This is a genomic window from Micromonospora sp. NPDC085948, assembly GCF_040686315.1.
Taxonomy (GTDB): Bacteria; Actinomycetota; Actinomycetes; order Mycobacteriales; family Micromonosporaceae; genus Micromonospora.
The window spans coordinates 320,853-339,064 of record NZ_JBFBJW010000002.1; the positions used below are offsets into that span (position 1 = coordinate 320,853).

Genomic DNA, 18,212 nt, shown 5'->3' on the forward strand with positions numbered 1-18,212 from the left:
GCCCCCACCCACCCGACGAGGCTGGCGCGCTGCCGGCGGTCGCGCTGCCGCGAACTAGGCTCGCGGGCATGACGATCGACAGTGACGGCTTCGCCGCCCCGGCCGCCCTGGTCGAGCACGCCCGCCGGTTCCAGGCCGAGGGCGGCACCCCGGCGACGCCGCGGGTCGCCGCCACCGTGCTGCTGCTGCGTCCGACCGACGTCGACTTCGAGGTGTACGTCATCCGCCGGGTCGCCGCGATGACCTTCGGCGGGATGTACGCCTTCCCCGGCGGTGGGGTGGACCGCTCCGACTCCGCTGCACACCTGGACTGGGCCGGGCCGGCACCCGCCGAGTGGGCCGGGCGGCTCGGGGTGACCCCGGAAGCCGCGCAGGCCGTCGTCTGTGCCGCCGCCCGGGAGGTCTTCGAGGAGGTGGGCGTGCTGCTTGCCGGCCCGGACCCGGCGACCGTGGTGGGCGACGTCAGCGGGGACGACTGGGAGGCCGCCCGGCAGGACCTGGAGGGGCGCCGGCTGGGCTTCGCCGAGCTGCTCGCCAACCGGCAGCTCACCCTGCGGTCGGACCTGCTGCTGCCGTGGAGCCGGTGGATCACCCCGGAGTTCGAGCCGCGTCGCTTCGACACGTACTTCTTCGTGGCCCTGCTGCCGGCGGGCCAGCGGACCCGCGACGTCTCCGGCGAGGCCGACCACACCCTGTGGATACGCCCGGCGGACGCGCTGGCCCGCGCGCAGGCCGGCGAGCTGACCATGCTGCCACCGACCCTGGTCACGCTGGCCCAGGTGGCGGCGGCCGGTGACCTGGCCGGGGTGGCGCGAGCGGCGGCCGATCGGGACGCCGCCAGCCCGGTCACCCCACGCCTGGACCTGCCCCCGGACGGCGCACCCCGCTTCGTCCTGGGCTGACCGGGAGTTGCCGCGCTGCCCGCCGGGCTCGCTCCTACCGAAAGATCGCGCTCGAACAGGGATGTAGTGGCCTCCGTTGCACGGTGAGGCCACTACATCCCTGATCGAGCGCGATCCTGGGTAGGGGTATGCGGCTCAGCCGAAGCGGCCGGTGATGTAGTCCTCGGTCTTCTTCACGCTCGGGTTGCTGAAGATCTTCTGGGTGTTGTCGTACTCGATCAGCCGGCCCGGGTCGCCGGTCTTCTCGATCGAGAAGAAGGCGGTCCGGTCCGACACCCGCGCGGCCTGCTGCATGTTGTGCGTCACGATGATGATCGTGAACTTGTCCTTGAGCTGGAACATCAGGTCCTCGATCGCCAGGGTGGAGATCGGGTCCAGCGCCGAGCACGGCTCGTCCATCAGGACGACCTGCGGCTCGACCGCGATGGTCCGGGCGATGCAGAGCCGCTGCTGCTGACCGCCGGAGAGGCCCGCGCCGGGCTTGCCCAGCCGGTCCTTGACCTCGTCCCACAGGTTCGCCGAGCGCAGTGCCTTCTCGGCCGCGTCCTCCAGGATCGACTTCCGGCGGACGCCGTTGAGCTTCAGCCCGGCCACCACGTTCTCGAAGATGCTCATGGTGGGGAACGGGTTCGGCCGCTGGAAGACCATGCCGATCGTGCGCCGGACCGCGGTGACGTCCACGTCCCGGTCGTAGATGTCCTGGTCGTCGATGGTCAGGCTGCCCTCGACCCGGGCGCCCGGCAGCACCTCGTGCATGCGGTTGATCGACCGCAGGAACGTGGACTTGCCGCAACCGGACGGCCCGATCAGGGCGGTGACGGTCTTCGGCTCGACGGTCAGGTTGATGTTCTCGATCGCCTTGAAGCCGCCGTAGTACGCGGTGACGTTCGAGGCGGAGACGCGCTTGGCCATGGTGGTACCTCCGGGGTTCATCGGCTGAGCCTGTTGCGACGGGCCAGCAACTTCGCCGCGATCGTCAGGATGAGCACGAGGGCGACCAGGGTGAGTGCCGCGGTCCACGCCCGTGCCGGTGCGTACTTCGACGCGTCACCGGCCTGCTGGTAGACGAAGAGGGACAGCGACGACTGGCTGTTCTCGAAGGGGTTCGTGTTGATCGCGGCGCCGCCGCCGGCGACCAGCAGCACCGGTGCGGTCTCGCCGGCCGCGCGGGCGATGGCGAGCATGACGCCGGTGACGATGCCGGGCAGTGCCGTCGGCACCACCACCCGCAGGATGGTCTTCCACTTGGGTACGCCGAGCGCGTACGCGCCCTCGCGCAGTGGCGCCGGGACGAGGCGGAGCATCTCCTCGGTGGACCGGACGATGGTGGGCAGCATGAGCACGCTCAGCGCGAGCGCGGCGGCGAAGCCGGAGAAGCTGGGCCGGCCGTCGTTGAACCACGGCGACACGACGAGCACCCAGAACGCCAGCACGAAGAGGCCGGAGACGATCGACGGGATGCCGGTCATCACGTCCACGAAGAACCGGATCGCGAAGGCGAACTTGCCCCGCCCGTACTCGACGATGTAGATGGCGCAGAGAACGCCGAGCGGGACGGTGATCAGGGTGGCGATGCCGACCTGCTCCAGCGTGCCGACGATCGCGTGGTACGCGCCGCCGTTGGCGTCCCGGGCCCCGATGTTGTTCATCGAGGTCTGGAAGAAGTTGCCGTCCAGCCGCTCGGTGCCCTTGCTGACCAGCGTCCAGACCACCGAGATGAGCGGCAGCACCGCCAGCACGAACGCGGAGTGGATCAGCGCGCTCCAGGTGCGGTTGCGGGCCGACCGGCGCCCCTCGACCGCGTTGGCCGCGGCGAAGAGCCCGACCAGGTAGAGCACCGCGCCGAGGACGACCACGAGGACCGGGCCGCCGATGTCGGTGCCGTAGACGAGCACGGCGGAGAGCGCCAGGGCCGCCACGGCGATGGCCGGGGCGGCGTACCAGGGCAGCCGCCTGGCCCGCAGCGAGTCGGGCTGGGCCGGGGGCCGGGTGCGGTGGGAGGTGACGGTTGTGGTCATGCGGCCGACTCCGTGAACTCCCGGCGGCGGTAGATGATCGCCCGCGCCGTGATGTTGACGATCAGCGTGATGGCGAACAGCACCAGGCCGGAGGCGATCAATGCGCCCCGGCCGGTCTCGTTCGCCTCGCCGAACGCGTTGGCGATGTTGGCGGCGATGGTGTTGCCGCCGTTCTGGATCAGGTTGAACGAGATGTTGAAGGTGATGCCGAGGGTCAGCGCCAGGGCGATGGTCTCGCCGAGCGCCCGGCCGAGGCCGAGCATCATCGCGGCGATGATGCCGGGGCGGCCGTACGGGAGCACCGCGGTGCGGAGCATCTCCCAGCGGGTGGCGCCCAGGGCGAGGGCGGCCTCCTCGTTCGCGGTCGGCGTCTGGAGGAACACCTCGCGGGAGAGCGAGGTGATGATCGGCAGCACCATGATCGCGAGCACCAGAGCGCCCAGCATGACGGACGCCCCGAAGGGGCCGTCACCGCCGAAGAGCGGGATCCAGCCGAAGTGCTGGTTCAGCCAGACCGAGAAGTCCCGCACCGGGCTGCTGAAGACGTCCCGCCCCCACAGACCGAAGACCACGCTCGGTACGGCGGCCAGCAGGTCGACCAGGAAGCCGAGCGCGGTGCCTAACCGGCGCGGCGCGTAGTGCGAGAGGTAGAGCGCGATACCGAGCGCCACCGGCACCGCGATGAGCAGTGCGAGCGCCGAGCTGAGCACGGTGCCGAAGGCGAGCGCGCCGATACCGAACTTCGGCTGGGTTTCGTTGGGGGACCAGCCCTCGTAGGACCAGAAGTTCTCGGTGTTGGCGCGGAGGGCCGGCACCGCCTTGGCGACCAGGAAGATCGCGATGGCGGCGATGATGACCAGAACGGCGGTGCCGGCGGCCAGGGTGAGACCGCGGAAGGCCCGCTCGGCGCCGAACTTACGGCTGCGCGGCAGCGCGCCGCCGCCGCCCAGCTCGGTGCCGCCCGGGGAACGGGTGCTGACTGGTGCCTCGGCCACACGCGCCGAGGCACCGGCGGACCACTCGTGACTCTGAGTCACGTGCGTCCCACCGGTGCCGGCGTCGGCCGAGCGGTGAGGGGTTTCACCCATCTGCTCGCTCGATTCGGTTGCGGAGGTGTGGAATCGGGTCAGGAGAGGTTCTTGACCGCGGTCTCGACCTTGGTGCGGACCGTCTCCGGCAGCGGGGCGTAGCCCAGCTCGGTGAGAGAGGCCTGGCCCTCGGCGCTGGCGGCGTGGCCCAGCAGGCCCTTGACCAGCTTCAACTTGTCGGCCGCGAGGCCCTTGCTGCAGACGACCTCGTACGTCGCCAGGACGATCGGGTAGGCCCCGGTCTCCTTGGTGTTGTAGTCGATCGACAGCTTGAGGTCGTCGCCCTGGCCGTCGACCTTGGCGCCGGCGATGGTCTTGCCGGCCGCCTCGGCGGTCAGCGCGGCGAACTCGCCGTTGCCGTTGCCGATCTTGGACATCTTCAGGCCGGCGTTCTCGGCGAACGACCACTCCATGTAGCCGATGGAGCCGTCGGCAGCCTTGACCTTGCTGGCCACGCCGTCCGAGCCCTTGGCGCCGGTGCCGCCCGGGGCCTTCCACGCCTTGGCGTTGCCCAGGGTCCAGTCGCTCTCAGCGGTCTTCGAGAGGTACTTGGTGAAGTTGTCGGTGGTGCCCGACTCGTCCGAGCGGTGGATGGTCTGGATCGTGGTCGCCGGGAGCTTGGCGTCCGGGTTGTCGGCCTTGATCGTGGCGTCGTCCCACTTGGTGACCTTGCCGGCGAAGATCTTCGCCAGGGTGGCCGGCTTGAGCTGGAGGTTGTCCACGCCGCTGACGTTGTAGGCGACGGCCACCGGGCCGATCACCATCGGCAGGTGGATGGCCTTGCCACCGACGCACTTGGCGTCCGCCTGCGGCTGCTCCTCCGGCTTGAGCGCGGAGTCGGAGCCGGCGAAGTCGGCGGTCCCGGCGATGAACGCCTGGATGCCGGCGCCGGAGCCGGAAGCCTCGTAGTTGATCGTGGTGCCCTGGCACTTCTGCTGGTACGCCTTGATCCACTCGGCCATGGCGTTCTTCTGCGCCGACGAGCCCTGGGCGTTCAGCGTGCCGGTAGCGCAGTCGACCGCGGCGGCCGAGCCCGAAGCGTTCGCGCCGGAGGCGGGCTCGTTGTTGTCCGAGCCGCATGCACTGAGGCCGAGCGTCGCGGCAAGAGCGAGGCAGGCAATAGTGCCGTACCGCTGGAGCTTCACCTGAGGGGTTTCCCTTCGCGTCTGACTTGGCGCCCCGATCCCGGGGCCCGAGGACCGGCACTGACCGGCTGACACGAAAGTTAGAAGTGCCAGGTAGCCGGTTCGCCGGTCGCAAGTGAACGCGAGGTGAACACGTACGGCCGCCGAGATGACCGCTTGCTGAGGGCGAGTTGTCCGTTAAGTGAACCCGGATACACCTGTCGGAAGTATGGGTATATTTCCGGTTCGCCGTTATGCCGCCGAGGCCCGGCCGTTACCGCGCGGTGATCGGCCGGGGAGCGGGTCGACGGTCAGCCCAGGTGGTAGTTGATGTGCGCGGACCAACGGGCGAAGCCCAGCCGCTCGTAGAGCGCGACGGCCCCGGCGTTCGACTCGTCCACGTAGAGCATCACCCGGTCCAGGCCCCGCTTGTCCCGCAGGTACGCCAGCCCGGCGGTGGTCAGGGCCCGGCCGAGCCCGCCGCCGTGCGCGGTCGGCTCCACGCCCAGCACGTACACCTCGCCGATCCGGGCCGACCCCGGGCGTTCGTGCACCTTGGTCCAGTGGAAGCCGAGCAGTCGACCGGTGGCGGTCTCCTCGGCGAGCAGGAAGCCGGCCGGGTCGAACCACGGCTCGCCGAGGCGGACGCGCAGGTCGTCCGAGGTCCACCGCCCCTGCTCGGGGTGCTCGGCGAAGGCGCGTGAGTTGAGGATCAGCCACGCCGCGTCGTCCGACCCGGGCCGGAACGCGCGCAGCGCCACCCCGTCGGGCAGGCGCGGCTCACCCAGCGGAGCGGCCAGGGGGCGGCGCAACTGCCAGAGCACCCGCGCCCGGGTGAACCCGAGGTCGACGCCGAGCGCCGCGGCTGACGGGTGGTCGCCGTGCGCCCACGCCCGCAGCGGCCCGGTGGCCGAGGCGAGTACGCCCCGGGCCAGCGCGCGACCGGTGCCCCGGCGTCGGTACGCGGGGTGCACCACCAGCTCGACCCCGATCCCGCCGACCGGGTCGGTGGTGTCGAGGTGCGCGTACCCGGTGAGGGTGCCGTCGTCGGCGCGGGCGATCAGGTGCAGGGCCGGGGCGTCCGGGTCACGGAGGCGGAGCAGGACGTGCTCGTCCAGCGGGTCGGCGCCGTCGGTGTCGCCGGCGGCGCTGGCGAGGGCCAGTATCTCGCCGATCTCCGCCGGCGCCAGTCGGTCGGTCCGGGTCACCTGGTCGCTGGTCGGCTCCGCGCTGCTCATTCCGCCACCGTATCCGCTGCGTGTCCGGACGAATCTCCAACGCGGCGGGTCGTCGTCCGGGAGCGCCGCAGGCCGGCCAGGGGCGTGACCGCTCGCGCCAGCATCGGCGCGGACCCGGACGCCGCGCCTCACGTCGGGTCGGTGGGCAGCGCCTCCAACTCGAACCTCGCGGTCAGGTCGGGCAGGATCCGGCGCAGCGCGTCCACGGTGCCCTGCCGGTTCCCGCCGGCGTCGTGCAGCAGCACCACCGAGCCCGGTTCGGCCTGCGTCAACACGGTCGCGGTGATCTTGCCGGCGCCGGGCAGTTCCCAGTCCGACGGGTCCACCGACCAGTGCAGCGAGGTCATGCCGAGTTGCCGAGCCACCGACACCACGGGGTACGTCCACGCGCCGCCCGGCTGGCGGTACCAGACGATCGGAGCGTTCGGCACCGCCGCCCGGATCGCCGCGTTGGTGCGCAGCAGATCGGAGCGGATCGCGTCGGCCGAGCGGGCGCCCAGGCCGACGTCGTGGTGCCACGAGTGGTTGCACAGGGTGTGCCCCTCGTTGACGATCGCCTGGATCAGGTCGGGGTGGTTCTGCGCGTTCTCGCCGACCACGCAGAACGTGGCGTGCACGTCGTACTCGCGCAGGAGGGCGAGGACCTGTGGGGTGTAGCGCGGGTCGGGGCCGTCGTCGAAGGTCAGCGCGAGACGCGGGGAGCCGGAGGTGGCGTGCGCGCCGAACAGGTTGTCGGTGCCCGTATTCGGCGCCGACCCGTCCTGACCGGTCTCGGCGGGGCCGGTGCTGGCGCTCGGGGTGCCGCTCGGCTCGCCACCACTGGGCTGGTCGGCGTAGTGCGGCCCGTCGGCACCTGTCGTGGCCCCGGTGGAGAGCCCCGGAACCTGGTCGGGCACGAGACTGCGGCCCAGCGCGTACGCCGAGCCGAGCAGTGCCGCCACCACCACGGTCACGATCCCGGCCGCCCTCGCGGTCGAGTTGCCCCGCGTCACGGCCTGTGCCCGCCTGGCCGGTCACGCCGGCCCGTCGCCCCCGTGGTCACTGCGCGCACAGCCGCCCCCTTCTCCGACAAACCCGGCAGTCAGAATAGGACTGCCAAGCTGCGCAAAAAGGGCATATGGGAAATCGCTCGGGGCGACTCGCGGATCAGACCGGCAGTGGCACGTGCTCCGCCTCGGGCAGCGAACGCGACGGCGGAACGACGAACTTGTAGCCGACCTGGCGAACCGTGCCGATCATCGACTCGTACTCCGAGCCGAGCTTGGCGCGCAGCCGCCGGACGTGCACGTCCACCGTGCGGGTGCCGCCGAAGTAGTCGTAGCCCCAGACCTCGCGCAGGAGCTGGTCCCTGGTGAACACCCGACCCGGGTGCTGGGCCAGGAACTTCAACAGCTCGAACTCCTTGTAGGTGAGGTCGAGCGGCCGACCCTTGAGCTTGGCCGCGTACGTGTCCGGGTCGATGTTCAGCTCGCCGGCCCGGATCGAGCCGCCCGCGCCAGCCGTCGCGTTGCTCAGCCGGCCCACCGCCAGCCGCAGCCGGGCCTCGACCTCGGCGGGGCCGGCCGAGGCGAGGATGACGTCGTCGACGCCCCAGTCCGCGTTCAGCGCGATCAGGCCGGCCTCGGTCACCACCGCGACGAGCGGCACGCCGAGCCCGGTGGCGTGCAACATGCGGCAGGTCGCGCGGGCCTCGCTCAACTCCGAGCGGGCGTCCACCATCACCGCGTCCGGGCTGGGGCCCGCGACCAGGGTGCGAACGTCGCGCGGCGCGGTACGAACCGAATGCGGCAGCAGGTCGAGTGCCGGCAGCACAGCCGACGGTTCGCCTGCGCGCGCAGTCACCAGCAGCAGGATTTCCACGATCACCTCCGTCCCGGCGGCGCACGGCCGCACGCGACCAGACACACTCACGGGGGAGCGCGCTGAGAAATTGCGTGGTCCCGGCGTCGCTGACGGGCGGGGTAACGGGATGAGCGTAACCGATCGCCTTGGCCGCGCCGTCAGGCCATTTCCCGTTTGTCTACCTTGCCCCTGATCGTGGCCCAGGTTTTAACGTTGCTGAAACCCGTGACCACCGCTTCGGGCCGTCGGTCTGGCACGATCGGGTCGTGTTTCCCTCCACGTCGCCCGAGGCCGGCCGCGAATCGTGGCCCGCCGGGCCCCACCCGGGTCCGGCCGCCACACCGAGCCGCGGCCAACCGTCCGCGCCGCGTACCGGCCCGGCCACCACCACCGACGGCGACCGCCGCGAACGGGGTGGGCCTCGTCGGGCCCGGCGAGCCGGTGAGCCGGCCCGCCGATCCGAGGACGAGGTCGACGAGCCGGAGGAGGAGGTCGTACCCCCGGTCGAGGTACGCCGCCAGTTGGCGGTGACCATCGCCGGCTTCGCCGCGCTGCTCGGCCTCGGTCTGGTGCTCGGCGCACAGACCTCGGGTCCCGGTCACCGCCTGCCATTCGCCTTCATCATCTTCGGCGTCCAGTTGCTGTTCGTACTGGCCTGGACCATGGCCATGCGACCGCCCGCGCTGCTGGTCGTCGCCGGGATCAGCGCCGTGGTCGCGGCGCTCGTCGACATCGCCGCGGTGCAGACCGACGTCGCCGGCCTGGCGCCGCTGGGCTACCTGGCGGCCGGCGGGTTCCTCGCCGCGGTTCTCGGCCAGTTGGTCCGTCGGGTCGACCGGGTCCGGGTCACCGACTCACTCGGCGCCACGCTGCTCATCGTGGTCGGGGTGGTGGCCTTCGGCACCCTGATCGTGCTCAGCCGGATCCCGGCCGGCACCCAGGCGATCACCGTCTGCCTGTCCGCCAGCGGCGTCGCGCTGACCGTCGCCCGGTTGACCGACGCCGTGCTGCCCTGGCCCCGACTGGCTCCGCAGGTGCCGCGCGGCGCCGCTGGCGTGGTGGCCGGCGCGATGGTCGGCACGCTCACCAGCGCACTCCTGGGCAGCTACCTGGTGGCACCCTTCACGCCGACCCGGGCCGCCGTGATCGGCCTGGTCGCGGCGGTCACCGCCGTCCTCTCCGATCTCGCCGTGGGGTACGCGGAGGCGGGGCGGCTGATGGCCGGCGAGACGCCCACTATGTGGGTGGCCCGGCACATGCAGGGTCCGCTCGGCGGCTTCGCCCTCGCGGCGCCGGCCGCGTACGCCATGTGCATGCTCTTCCTCTGAGTCACGGTTGAGCGCGGAGCCGCTCGGGTACCAACGGGTGCGCCGCCCTGCGGCGTCGGTATGAACGACCCGTCGCGGCGCGACGGGCGGAGACAGGAGGCGGCGTGGCGCAGGACTATCCGGTGGACGAGGCGCGACCCCGACGGCGTGGCCGCAAGCTGCTCATCGGGCTGTTCGTGCTGCTCCTGCTGCTGGCCGGGTTGCTGGTCGTCGCCGACCGGGTGGCCGTCGGGGTCGCCGAGCGGATGATCGGCGAGCGCGTCCAGCAGGAGGTCGCCAAGCAGGGCGGGCAGGCCGCCAAGCCGGACGTGGAGGTCGCCGGAGTCCCGTTCCTCACCCAGGTGCTCGACGGTCGCTACGAGCGGATCTCGATCAAACTGCGGGACGTGCAGGCCCCGGTCGAGGGCGACACCGTGCGGTTGCCGGTGCTCAACGTGGACGCTCGCAACGTGCGGGCCTCGCTGGACACCCTGCGTACCGGCCAGGGCGACGTCGTGGCGGACACCGTCAACGGCACCGGCACGATCAGCTACGAGAGTCTGACCGCGCTGCTGAAGCGCCCGGGGCTCGTCCTCGGCGAGCAGAACGGCAAGCTCGCCGTCACGGGTCCGGCCGACATCCTCGGTCAGAAGATCACGATCAGCGGCACCGCCGACGTCACCGTCGCCGACAACGGCGCGGTCGCCCTGCGGTTCAACGACCTGGACGCCGCGGGTCTGCCGAACCTGCCGCTGGCCCGCACCTTCCTGAACAACTTCGCCAAGAGCATCTCCATCGACGTGCCCCTGCCGGATCTGCCGTTTCAACTCGCCGTCCGGGAGGTCCGCCCGCTGCCGGAAGGCTTGGCGGTCACCGCCGACGCGAAGAACGTGCCCATCAATTCCGTCAGCTGAGTGGCGACCCGGGCCGGACGACGGCCCGGGTCGTTCCCGGATGGTGGTCGGCCCAGTGGCAGCACGGTCACCGGCTGGTAGGCTCCCTGCTCATGGGGACCCACCTCACCAAACGGCGCGCGGTCGACCTGTGCCGCGTGGCCACCTGCCTGTGTCGCCCCGTCATCTGACGGCGGGGCTGTCTCCGGCCGCCTGACGGCGGCCACCGGCACAGGGTTCTCGCACCCTCCGGTGATCCCACCGAATGCCCGGCAGCGGCGCCGTCGCACGAACCCGTGATCCCGTCCTTCCGCTGGGTCCCGCGCGTGGTGCGACAGTTACACCCATCAATGCTCGCGCGTTGGCTCACCATCCATCCTCACCAGGGAGTGATTCGATGAGTCGCGACACCGCACTCGTTTCGGCCGAGTGGGCCGAGAAGAACCTCGACGCCCCGGGCGTCGTCTTCGTCGAGGTCGACGAGGACACCTCGGCCTACGACACCGGCCACATCGCCGGCGCCATCAAGATTGACTGGAAGACCGACCTGCAGGACCAGGTCCGCCGGGACTTCGTCAACAAGACGCAGTTCGAGGCGTTGCTCTCCGAGCGGGGCATCAGCAACGACGACACCGTCATCCTCTACGGCGGCAACAACAACTGGTTCGCCGCGTACGCCTACTGGTACTTCAAGCTCTACGGCCACGGCGACGTGAAGCTGCTCGACGGCGGTCGCAAGAAGTGGGAGCTGGATGCCCGCCCGCTGGTCACCGACTCGGTGACCCGCCCGGCGACGCAGTACGTCGCGCAGGAGCCGGACACCTCGATCCGGGCCTTCCGGGACGAGGTCGTGGCGGCGATCGGCACCAAGAACCTGGTCGACGTGCGCAGCCCCGACGAGTTCGCCGGCCGGCTGCTCGCCCCCGCCCACCTGCCCCAGGAGCAGGCGCAGCGGGGCGGCCACATCCCGACCGCGATCAGCGTCCCGTGGTCCAAGGCGGCCAACGAGGACGGCACCTTCCGGTCCGACGACGAGCTGCGCCGGATCTACGGCGACGCGGGCCTCGACGACGGCAGGGAGACCATCGCCTACTGCCGCATCGGTGAGCGCTCCTCGCACACCTGGTTCGTGCTCCAGGAGCTGCTGGGCCACCGCAACGTCAAGAACTACGACGGCTCCTGGACCGAGTACGGCTCGCTGGTCGGCGTGCCGGTCGCGCTCGGCGACGAACCCGGGGAGGCCTGATCATGACGCTCCCCACCGCCGCGGGTTGCGCCGCACCCGACCAGGCCGCGCCGCTGCCGGCCAGCCTGGACCTGGAGAAGGAAACCGTCATCACCGGGATCGTCCGCTCCGCTGAGGACGAGCCGGTGCCGGGTGCGTACGTCCGGCTGCTCGACTCGACGGGCGAATTCACCGCCGAGGTGGTGACCTCGGCGGCCGGCCAGTTCCGGTTCTTCGCCGCGCCGGGCTCCTGGACGCTGCGGGCACTGTCCCGGCACGGCAACGGCGACACCGCCGTCACCGCCGGCCGGGGCGTCAACGAGGTTGGCGTCACCGTCGCCTGACCCACTGCTCCGATCGACCGGGGCCGGACACCCACGCGGGTGGCCGGCCCCGGTCGTTTGTCGGCAGGGTCGTCAGGCGGTGCGGACCAACGAAACCCATTGGTGTACGTCACTATCTACTGGTGGAAATCACGGTTGGTGCGCAGGGTGGCGGCGAGTCCGGCGCGGAGGTTCCGATCGTCGTCTGCGTCAGCGCGGACGCCGGGGTGCTCGGTCGGGTGCTGCGCCGGCTCGACGGGGTCGGCTCGGTGGTGAACTGCGCCGACCTGGCCCAGTTGCGGGCGCTGCTGTCCCCGTCGCCGGGTGGCTCGACGTCGGTCGTCGGGCCGGTCGCCGCGCCCGCGACGCCGCAGGGACCCGTCCGCTGGGGTGAGCTGGTCGTCGACCCGACCGCACACCTGGTGACCTGGCGGGGCGACCCGCTGCCGCTCTCCCGCGCCGAACGGGAACTGCTGGCCCGGCTCATCGGCCCGCCGCTGGTGGTGTGGAGCTACGAACAGCTCTGCGCCTCCGCGCTGGGCGGCGCCGACACCGCGGCGCTGCAGTCCACGATCAAGCGGCTCCGGCGCAGGTTACGAGGCCTGCCGGGCGGACCGCAGGTGCACGCGGTGCGCGGCGTCGGCTATCGACTCGGCCCGCCGCCCCGGCTGAACGGCCACTGACCGTACCGCCGACTGCCTCCGCCGCCGGGCCGGCGGCGGGCGCGTGACACCATGACCGGGTGAGCGGTGCTGTCCAGACGGGTTGGGCCTCTTCGGCCGGTCCCACCGTGCCGGCACCCGCCCGGCGACGGCGGCGTTGGCTGCTGGCCGCGACCGTGGTGTGGGCCGTGCTGCTGGCCGTGCTCACCACCATGTCGGTCCGCACCGATCCGCCGACCGTTCGCGAGCAGCGTTCCCTCGACCAGGCCGGCCCGGTGGTCGACCGGGCGATAGGTGAGCTGGCGCGGGCCGCCGGTGCCGCCGGCCTGCTGGAGCTGAGCCCGCCGCGGATCGCTGCCGGCTGCCGGGTCACCCCGTTCGCGGAGGGGGCGAGGCTGCGACGCGAGATCGGCGTACTCGCGCCCACCGGCACCGAGAAGGCCGTGTTGGACGGCATCGCCGATCGGCTGCCGGCGACCTGGCGGGCCGGCGTCGGCTCCGGGCTGGACGGCCCCGAGCTGTACGCCGACGCGGGTGAGTTCGTGGCCGTCGAGGGTCGGCCGACCGTGGACGGCCGAGTGCTGTTGCTCGTCGACACCGGTTGCCGGCCGGTCGGCTCCGGCTACCGACCAGCCCAGCCGACCGCCGCCGGTCCGGAAGCCGCCGCACTGACCGCCGCGCTGGCGGCCCTCGGCCGGCCCGGCGACACCGCGCCGGAGCTGGTCACCGCGCCCTGCCCGGGCGGCGGGTCGGCTCGCACCGCACGGTCCGCGGGCGGCCCCGGCCCGGCCGTGTCGCCGGCCGCCCTCGCTCCGCTGGCCGACGCCACCCCACTGCTGGACAACCCCCCGGTGTACGCGTACCGCACCGGCGCGGTCACGGTGCTCGCCGAGCTCGTCCCGGACGACACCCGGCTGGCCGCCACCGTCGGCTGCCCGAGCTGAACCGGGCAGGTCCTCGGGTCAGCCCTCACCCGGTGGATCCGACTGTTCGCGGCTGCGCCCCAACGCGTCGACCATGCCCCACCGGCCCGGGATGTCCAGCAGCTCGACCCGGCCCATCCCCGGTGGCACGGCCGGGTCGATGATCAGGTGCTCGCCCTGCGGCTCCAACCCCAGCATCACCCGCAGCAGCAGCAGCGGGGTGCCTGTCGACCAGGCCTGCGGGCTGCACGCCGTCGGGTACTCCACCGGGTAGTCGGTGAGATCCCGGTCGTAGCCGGCGAACGCCTCCGGAAGCCGCCCCTCGAAGTATCGGGAGGCCGCTAGCAACGTGTCGCAGAGCTTCCCCGCCTCGTTCCGGAAGCCGTACCGCCACAACCCCCAGGCGATGATCGAGTTGTCGAACGGCCAGACCGTGCCCACGTGGTAGCCGATCGGGTTGTACCGTCCCTCGTCCGCGGCGAGCGTGCGCACCCCCCAGCCGGAGAACAGCCGTGGCCCGAGCAGGTGCTCGACCACCTTGCCGGCACGGGACTCGTCCACGATTCCGCTCCACAGCAGGTGCCCGATGTTCGAGGTGAGCGCGTCCACCTGCCGGCCGTCGGCGTCCAGCGCGACCGCGTAGTACTCGCGGTCGGCGATCCAGAAGTCGCGGTCGAACCGCCGCTTGAGGTCGGCGGCCTCGCCCTCCAGTCGGTCGGCGAACTCCGGGTCGTTCCAGAAGGTCCGGGCCAGCCGCGCGGCCCGGATCTTCGCGTCGTACGCGTACCCCTGTAGTTCGCAGGTGGCCCGGGGAAACCCGGGGAACTGGCCGTCGGCGTACGAGATGGCGTCCCAGGAGTCCTTCCAGCACTGGTTCTGCAGGCCGGTCTCCGGGTTGCGGGTCTGGTACCAGAGGTAGCCGGTGCCGAGCAGGTCGCCGTACGTGTCGATCCACTCCAACGCCGCGCGGACCTGCGGCTCCAGCCGGCGTACCAGTGCGGAGTCGCCGGTCCAACGCTCGTACTCGTCGATCAGGATGATGAACAGCGGTGTCGAGTCGGCCGACCCGTAGTACGGCGAGTGCGGCTGCTCCTCGAAGCCGGCGGTCTCCCCGTACCGCAGTTCGTGCAGGATCTTGCCGGGCTCCTCGTCCCGGAAGTCGTCCACCCGGTGCCCCTGAAGACCGGCCAGCATCAGGATGGTCGGTGGGACCAACTCCGGCAGGAACGGCAGCACCTGCAGTGAGGTGATGATGCTGTCCCGGCCGAACAGGGTCATGAACCAGGGCAGTCCCGCGGCGATCAGCCGCACGCCCAGGGCGATCGACTCGTAGCGCAGGGCGGCCAGGTCGTTGAGGCTGCGCCGGTACGCCCCGGCCAGTGGTTCGCAGTCGCACCCGAGCTTCGGCGCCCGGTCGACCAGTTCCTGCTGCTCTGCCCGGATGACGTCCGCGCTGCGGCTGCCCCCGTACGGCAGGGTGGCCCGGATGTCCTCGCCACGGGCGCCGTAGACGACGCTTGACACGTGCAGCCGGGTGGTCCAACTACTGTTCCGGGCGATCCGGATCCGGAAGGCCATCCCGCTGGCATCGACCTGCGCCGGCGCACTGCTGCGGACCACCATCTCCCGGTGGAACGCCTCCCGCCGGTAGGTCAGCCGCAGCTCGTTCTCGGCGACCGAGACGGTGGTCCGGCCCCGCTTCTGCCGCGAGTTCTTGATCTCGAACAGGTCGGCGAAGTCGGCCCCGATCTCGATCCGGACGGTGCACTCGACCTCCGCGCCGAGGTGGTTCAGCACGGTCAGCTCCTCCTCGAAGCTGCCCACGATCGCCCGGCTGCGGATCACCGATGCCTTCGCGTCCAGATAGTGCGTGGGTTCCCCGGGGGCGAGGAAGAACTTGGTGCGGTACGACTCGGCGTCGTCGACGGAGAGGGCGTGCAGCCGTTCGCCGTCCAGGGTGAGCACCCACGTGGACAGGAATCGGGTGTCGAAGGAGAACAGCCCGGTGGGGAAGTCGAAGGATGGTTCGATGTCCCCTCGCCGGTCGCTGACCAGGAAGGTGTTGCCGTCCAGGATGCTGACGAGTTCCTTCACGCCGGTCGTCCGGCTGTCCTGCGCGCCGTTTCGCGGGGGTCGCGGGTGCCGGGCGGGTCCGGGAAGAACCGGCGGAAGGCGAGGAAGAGCACCACGTTTCCGCTGAACGTGCTCTCGTTGCGCAGCACCGCCGCGACGCCCTGTGCCTCGCCGACGATCAGTCGGTCGAAGAGGGCGGCGCTGCTGTACCAGATGGCGTCGGCCGGGCCGCGCCCTCGGCTGACCTGCACCGACCCGGGCCGCATCCGGACCAGCCAGTGCTCGGTCTGGTGGTCGTCGCCGAGGTCGATCTGAAGCGTTCCGTCGGCCAGGCCGCCCAGGATGTCGGGGGCGCGGGACGGCAGTGCTTCGAAGAACCTCTCCGTCGCCTCGGTCACATCCGAATCGTAGGCAGCTGCCCGGGTTGTCGGGCCGGTATCCGCACTCCGCTCGAATCGACGAACCGCGTGAAGCGGTCAGTAGACGAGCGCCTGCGCGCCCTCGGCCATCGCCTCCTCGACGAAGACGGCGGCACCGGCGATCCGGACCCCGGGCAGTACGTCGTCCGGGCCGATCTCCCGTCGGGCCGCGCACTGGGTGCACGCGGTCACCCGGCCACTGGTCAGGATGACGTGCAGCAACTCGGCAAGCGGCGCGGAGTGCGGCAGCTCGAACTGCTGGGCGCGTCCGGGCAGGGCGAACCAGGTTGACTCACCGGTCAGCCAGAGCGATACGTCCACGCCGGCCGCGACCGCCGTCGCGGCGACCGTGAATGCCTGTGCGCACCGCTCCGGGGCGTCCGCCCCAGCGGTGGCCTTGACGACGAGAGTGCGGGCCATGTGGCCCAGCATAGGATGGTCGGGATGGTTACCGAGATCGGGTTTGTCAGCCTGTTGGTCGCTGGCCTGGGCGGGCTTGCCGGCGGCCTGGTCTACCTTGCCGTACGGATTTCGAGAGGACGTTGGTGAGCGCGAGGAGTGAGCCGGGCTTGCGAGCCCCGCAGTCGCGAACGAAGGTGGCCCGGTGAGCGCGAGGAGTGAGCCGGGTCTGCGAGCCCCGCAGTCGCGAACGAAGGTGGCCCGGTGAGCGAGAATCCGCTGCAGCCGCCGTGGCTGAACGCGCCGCCGGTCGAGGAGTACCCCTTCGAGGAGAGTCACGACCTGCGGGTCGGGCCGAAGCTGCACCCGGCGTTGGATGGCCTGCTGCCCTACATCGGCCTCTGGCGTGGCCGGGGCAAGGGTGGTTTCCCCACCATCGAGGATTTCGACTACGCGCAGGAGATCCGGATCAGCCACGACGGCCGGCCGTTCCTGCACTACGAGTCCCGTGCCTGGATCCTGGACGAGCAGAGCAAGCCGGTCCGTCCGGCCGGCCGTGAGGTCGGCTGGTGGCGGCCGGTGCTGGTGGACGGTCGGGCGACCGATGAGCTGGAGGCGCTGCTGACCACGCCGACCGGGATCATGGAGCTGCACCTGGGCAAGCGCACCGGCACCCAGGTGGAGTTCGCCACCGACGCGGTGATCCGGACTCCGACCGCCAAGGAGGTCACCGGCGGGCACCGACTCTTCGGCATCGTCGAGGGTGCGCTGCTCTACGCCCAGGAGTTGGCCGCGGTGGGGCACGGGCTCAGCCCGCACCTCTCCGCCCGGCTCGTCCGGGTCGGTGGCTGACTAGTTCGGGAAACCCAGCAGAGCCTGTAGGGCGGGGGTGCGCGGGCAACGGTCCCGACGCACCCCGTCCAGCGTGTGGACCTCGACCGCCCCGCGTACCGACGAGGTGAACCACACGCCGTCGGCCGCGTGCAGCTCGGCGGGGGTGACCATCCGCTCGGCGGCGCGCAGGCCCAGCTCGGCGGCGTGGGTGAGCAGCCAGGCCACGGTCGTACCGGCGAGGATGCCGGTGCTGGCGGCCGGCACCGTGCAGAGCGTGTCGTCGGTGAGCCACACCACACTCGCGGTGGGACCCTCCAGCGCGTACCCGTCGGAGGAGATCCAGAGCGCGTCGTCCACGCCGCTCCGGCGGGCCCAGCGGCGGGCGGCGCTGCTGAGCGCGTACGACGTCGATTTGATCCCGGCGGGCAGCCAGCCCAGTCCGCTGCGGGCGTCGGCGGGCATCCCCAGCGGCAGGGTGGCCACGCTGATTCCGGTCCGCCGGGCGGCTCGGGAGGCCGCCGGTACGGGCGCCAGCGTGGCGTACACCGTGGGCGGGCCGCCGGTCTCGGGGCCTCGGGTGCAGACCAACCGCAGTGCCCCCTCCACAGCCGCTGGCCAGCCCGCACACACCTCGTCGAGCAGGTCGATCAGCGCCGCGGTGGGCGGCACGGCCAGTTCGACGGCGTCGGCCCCGGCGACCAGCCGGGCGAGGTGTTCGTCGCGCAGCCACGGCCGGCCCTGACGCAGGTGCATGGTCTCGAAGAGGCCGTCGCCGTGCAGTACGCCGAGGTCGTCACCGCGGAGCATCGGGTCACCGGCCGGCACCGGGCCGCGCCCGAGGACGACAGTCCGCGCGGTCGGATCGGCCCCGACCTCTCCGGCTGGGGACTTCACCATGACCATCGAGCGTAGCGGCGGTCGATCGCGGTGCCCGGACCGGCA

At 71.6% G+C, this 18,212-nt stretch carries 21 protein-coding genes; 10 read left to right on the forward strand and 11 right to left on the reverse strand.

Going from position 1 to position 18,212, the window contains the following annotated elements; all coding sequences use genetic code 11:
• Window positions 1-68: 68 nt before the first annotated feature.
• On the forward strand, window positions 69-902 hold the full coding sequence (locus tag AB0O48_RS07235; RefSeq protein ID WP_365063772.1) for an NUDIX hydrolase: 834 nt from the start codon (window positions 69-71) through the stop codon (window positions 900-902).
• A gap of 135 nt (window positions 903-1,037) precedes the next feature.
• On the opposite strand, the gene pstB is transcribed toward AB0O48_RS07235, so the two are convergent.
• The 7 genes from pstB to AB0O48_RS07270 form a co-directional block, all read right to left on the reverse strand.
• Entirely contained in the window at window positions 1,038-1,814 is a 777-nt protein-coding gene (gene pstB, locus AB0O48_RS07240) for a phosphate ABC transporter ATP-binding protein PstB (RefSeq protein ID WP_355027583.1), read from the reverse strand.
• Window positions 1,815-1,831: 17 nt separating this feature from the next.
• Window positions 1,832-2,920, reverse strand: coding sequence for a phosphate ABC transporter permease PstA (gene pstA, locus AB0O48_RS07245; protein WP_357253757.1), 1,089 nt, complete (start codon window positions 2,918-2,920; stop codon window positions 1,832-1,834).
• Window positions 2,917-4,008, reverse strand: coding sequence for a phosphate ABC transporter permease subunit PstC (gene pstC, locus AB0O48_RS07250; RefSeq protein ID WP_357253759.1), 1,092 nt, complete (start codon window positions 4,006-4,008; stop codon window positions 2,917-2,919). The genes pstA and pstC overlap by 4 nt, the downstream gene beginning before the upstream one ends.
• Window positions 4,009-4,046: 38 nt before the next feature.
• Window positions 4,047-5,153 (reverse strand): phosphate ABC transporter substrate-binding protein PstS, encoded by a 1,107-nt coding sequence (gene pstS, locus AB0O48_RS07255; RefSeq protein ID WP_365063777.1) that lies wholly within the window; start codon window positions 5,151-5,153, stop codon window positions 4,047-4,049.
• A 290-nt stretch (window positions 5,154-5,443) separates the two neighbouring features.
• A complete protein-coding gene (gene mshD, locus AB0O48_RS07260; protein ID WP_357253763.1) occupies window positions 5,444-6,370 on the reverse strand; it encodes a mycothiol synthase in 927 nt (308 codons plus the stop codon).
• Between the two features lie 128 nt (window positions 6,371-6,498).
• Window positions 6,499-7,323 carry a polysaccharide deacetylase family protein gene (locus AB0O48_RS07265; protein ID WP_365063780.1) on the reverse strand — a complete coding sequence of 275 codons (825 nt, stop codon included), beginning with the start codon at window positions 7,321-7,323 and terminating at the stop codon, window positions 6,499-6,501.
• Between the two features lie 193 nt (window positions 7,324-7,516).
• The gene (locus AB0O48_RS07270) at window positions 7,517-8,236 is read right to left on the reverse strand and encodes a response regulator transcription factor (protein WP_357253767.1); all 720 of its coding nucleotides are present in this window, start codon (window positions 8,234-8,236) and stop codon (window positions 7,517-7,519) included.
• Window positions 8,237-8,478: 242 nt separating this feature from the next.
• Between AB0O48_RS07270 and AB0O48_RS07275 the strand changes: the two genes are divergently transcribed.
• The 7 genes from AB0O48_RS07275 (at window position 8,479) to AB0O48_RS07305 (ending at window position 13,566) form a co-directional block, all read left to right on the forward strand.
• On the forward strand, window positions 8,479-9,540 hold the full coding sequence (locus AB0O48_RS07275; protein WP_357253768.1) for a hypothetical protein: 1,062 nt from the start codon (window positions 8,479-8,481) through the stop codon (window positions 9,538-9,540).
• Between the two features lie 104 nt (window positions 9,541-9,644).
• On the forward strand, window positions 9,645-10,433 hold the full coding sequence (locus AB0O48_RS07280; protein WP_357253769.1) for a DUF2993 domain-containing protein: 789 nt from the start codon (window positions 9,645-9,647) through the stop codon (window positions 10,431-10,433).
• A 92-nt stretch (window positions 10,434-10,525) separates the two neighbouring features.
• Window positions 10,526-10,603, forward strand: coding sequence for an Ms5788A family Cys-rich leader peptide (locus AB0O48_RS07285; protein ID WP_310503780.1), 78 nt, complete (start codon window positions 10,526-10,528; stop codon window positions 10,601-10,603).
• Window positions 10,604-10,809: 206 nt separating this feature from the next.
• Entirely contained in the window at window positions 10,810-11,658 is an 849-nt protein-coding gene (locus AB0O48_RS07290; RefSeq protein WP_357253771.1) for a sulfurtransferase, read from the forward strand.
• A gap of 2 nt (window positions 11,659-11,660) precedes the next feature.
• The gene (locus tag AB0O48_RS07295) at window positions 11,661-11,981 is read left to right on the forward strand and encodes a DUF1416 domain-containing protein (protein WP_357253773.1); all 321 of its coding nucleotides are present in this window, start codon (window positions 11,661-11,663) and stop codon (window positions 11,979-11,981) included.
• A 176-nt stretch (window positions 11,982-12,157) separates the two neighbouring features.
• Entirely contained in the window at window positions 12,158-12,643 is a 486-nt protein-coding gene (locus tag AB0O48_RS07300; protein ID WP_357253973.1) for a winged helix-turn-helix domain-containing protein, read from the forward strand.
• Window positions 12,644-12,798: 155 nt separating this feature from the next.
• Entirely contained in the window at window positions 12,799-13,566 is a 768-nt protein-coding gene (locus AB0O48_RS07305) for a hypothetical protein (protein WP_357253975.1), read from the forward strand.
• An 18-nt stretch (window positions 13,567-13,584) separates the two neighbouring features.
• On the opposite strand, the gene AB0O48_RS07310 is transcribed toward AB0O48_RS07305, so the two are convergent.
• The 3 genes from AB0O48_RS07310 to AB0O48_RS07320 form a co-directional block, all read right to left on the reverse strand.
• Complete coding sequence (locus tag AB0O48_RS07310; protein ID WP_365063787.1) at window positions 13,585-15,639, reverse strand: glycogen debranching N-terminal domain-containing protein; 2,055 nt, start codon at window positions 15,637-15,639, stop codon at window positions 13,585-13,587.
• A complete protein-coding gene (locus AB0O48_RS07315) occupies window positions 15,636-16,016 on the reverse strand; it encodes an SCP2 sterol-binding domain-containing protein (protein ID WP_357253777.1) in 381 nt (126 codons plus the stop codon). Before AB0O48_RS07315 ends, AB0O48_RS07310 begins: the two co-directional genes overlap by 4 nt.
• Before the next feature lie 78 nt (window positions 16,017-16,094).
• Window positions 16,095-16,469 (reverse strand): DsrE family protein, encoded by a 375-nt coding sequence (locus AB0O48_RS07320; RefSeq protein ID WP_030490116.1) that lies wholly within the window; start codon window positions 16,467-16,469, stop codon window positions 16,095-16,097.
• Window positions 16,470-16,481: 12 nt separating this feature from the next.
• Here AB0O48_RS07320 and mtfM point away from each other — a divergent pair, with 12 nt between their 5' ends.
• Window positions 16,482-16,586 carry a small membrane protein MtfM gene (mtfM, locus tag AB0O48_RS07325; RefSeq protein WP_030327764.1) on the forward strand — a complete coding sequence of 35 codons (105 nt, stop codon included), beginning with the start codon at window positions 16,482-16,484 and terminating at the stop codon, window positions 16,584-16,586.
• A gap of 114 nt (window positions 16,587-16,700) precedes the next feature.
• Window positions 16,701-17,288: an FABP family protein gene (locus tag AB0O48_RS07330; protein WP_365063792.1), complete on the forward strand. Its 588-nt coding sequence runs from the start codon at window positions 16,701-16,703 to the stop codon at window positions 17,286-17,288.
• Here the strand turns inward: AB0O48_RS07330 and AB0O48_RS07335 are convergent, their stop codons facing one another.
• Window positions 17,289-18,167: an aminotransferase class IV gene (locus AB0O48_RS07335; protein WP_365063795.1), complete on the reverse strand. Its 879-nt coding sequence runs from the start codon at window positions 18,165-18,167 to the stop codon at window positions 17,289-17,291.
• Between the last annotated feature and the right edge of the window lie 45 nt (window positions 18,168-18,212).